Raw genomic sequence first — 1,852 nt, forward strand, 5'->3', positions numbered from 1 at the left:
CGAGACCATGAGAATAATAAGCAACCGAATCGAATCGAATTAATGACAATCTATAGGGAAGAGACTGATTTTGAAGAACTGACGGGTGATCCGGATGATAAGATTAATTTCTCTGCAGATACTTTAATGTATATTAGTAGTTATTTAGTCAACGAGAACAGCTATCTTTCTAAAGGAGAGGTCTGGATAAATTGGTTTTCAAAATATGAAAAATTCGGTGAGCTCGAACATCTCTACTTTATGACTCCAACATTTTTTGAAAATGAAAAGCTCCCTGTTACAATATCTGGGAATGAAATTGAACTTTTATTGTGTGTTCCAATTTCACAAGAAGAGCTTGAGTATTTTGAGAATAATGGGGCATCAGCATTAGAAGAACTTCTATATGAGAAGAATATTGATGTATCCAATTTATTTAGAAAATCTGTGATTTAAGTTTATCCGACGGTTGCTTAGTTAGTACATGACTTATGTCCAATGGTAGAATTACCTGCTAGTTTACATGATGACTATAGTGAATTATTACATGGGTTAGTTGAAAACGGCGGTAGTTATGGAAACAACCCTGCACTAGAAAAATATATAAACCAACCGAAAATTGCAATAAATTATTGGGATATTTTTAGAAAAGGAACGCAAGATTTGAAGATTGAGTTTGAAATTTATGAATCCTAGATGGCTTAGATTTGAGGTGTAAATATGAAAGCAAATGAAGTATTTGATAACGTATGCAGTTTAATATCTGAAAAGTATACAGACAGTGGATGGAAATATTCTAAGTCAAATCATTGGATGACAAAAAAAGATAAGAATTTCATGTACAAGGTGTTTTTTTATACAAGTTGGAATAATATATCTGATAAAAATGTAGCATTTTATGGTGAATGTGCAATTATCCCATTAAAATCGAAAGATAAAATATTTCATATTAATACCCGTCAATGCAATGTTCCAAGTGGCCAATTATATTGGAACATCGCAAATAAGGGGAATTGGGATTGTGCAGTTAAAGAATTCACTAATTGGTTAGATAGTGTATTCATACAGATTGTAGAATGCTGTATGAATGATCTGGATAACTTCGTTAAACAAGTAACTGTGAAAGGATTTTATCCTCCAAATGGTTATGTGGTTGATATTAGTTTTATCATAACATATGGTTCACATGAATTAGCAGAAGAAGCCACTAAAAGATACTATGCTAGTTTAGACGAGTCGATAAAAAAAGAATTTAAAGAAAATTATGAGAGTATGATAAATGGCAATAAGGCTGTAAGTGCATACGGTAATAATATGATGAGAAATTATTCAAATTTTAGAAGCATCGTAGAAAATAAAATAGTTGTGATAATATAATACACAAATTGTTTGACATCTCTATGCGGTAATTGGTAACCCAGTTATCGCTTTTTTGTTCTCTAATTTAGCTTTACAACTTAGGGGAAGGGAAAAGGTAAGGAAACTAAAGCACGTAAACCGTAACAACCTAATCATAAAAAATGGATCAAGAACGGTGGCACAATTAAACTAAATAAGGATGGTTCGACAACCTATACTAATAAAGAGGGGAAATCTGTAACCTATAATAAGGACGGTTATTCTGATTTTACACCCTATGCTCATCCGACTGTTAAGCCTGTAAAAATAGAAGTTGCATATCCTGAAAACCGTAAGCAAGATTTCAGGAGGGCAAATGAAGAAGTAAAGTTAAATAAAGATTCTGATCCTTCAGTTCCTAAAAGTGACGAGCCTCCTGATGGTTATACTTGGCATCATCATGAGGACGGTACTACAATGATTCTCGTAGAAAAAGATATACATGCGGATTTTTCACATACAGGTGGTGTATCTA

Annotated in this window: 4 protein-coding genes; all 4 read left to right on the forward strand. The window is 32.7% G+C overall.

All coding sequences use genetic code 11. The annotated features are described in order from the left end of the window. The coding region (locus tag L6H65_RS26310) for a suppressor of fused domain protein (protein WP_236347716.1) at nt 1–435 on the forward strand (435 nt) is incomplete at its 5' end. 42 nt (nt 436–477) lie between these two features. Further along, entirely contained in the window at nt 478–675 is a 198-nt protein-coding gene (locus L6H65_RS26315) for a hypothetical protein (protein WP_236347719.1), read from the forward strand. Between the two features lie 24 nt (nt 676–699). Continuing rightward, nucleotides 700–1,356 carry a hypothetical protein gene (locus tag L6H65_RS26320; RefSeq protein WP_236347722.1) on the forward strand — a complete coding sequence of 219 codons (657 nt, stop codon included), beginning with the start codon at nt 700–702 and terminating at the stop codon, nt 1,354–1,356. Between the two features lie 165 nt (nt 1,357–1,521). Then, nucleotides 1,522–1,852, forward strand: a 331-nt coding sequence (locus L6H65_RS26325; RefSeq protein ID WP_236347725.1) for an HNH endonuclease, incomplete at its 3' end; no start/stop codon positions are given.

This window comes from Paenibacillus plantiphilus (assembly GCF_927798095.1).
GTDB classification, from domain to species: domain Bacteria; phylum Bacillota; class Bacilli; order Paenibacillales; family Paenibacillaceae; genus Paenibacillus_Z; species Paenibacillus_Z plantiphilus.

What these genes read in the sequence shown, in the direction of transcription:
- L6H65_RS26315 (WP_236347719.1), top strand. Translation starts at nt 478, where the DNA reads ATGGTAGAATTACCTGCTAGTTTACATGATGACTATAGTGAATTATTA.
- L6H65_RS26320 (WP_236347722.1), top strand. Translation starts at nt 700, where the DNA reads ATGAAAGCAAATGAAGTATTTGATAACGTATGCAGTTTAATATCTGAA.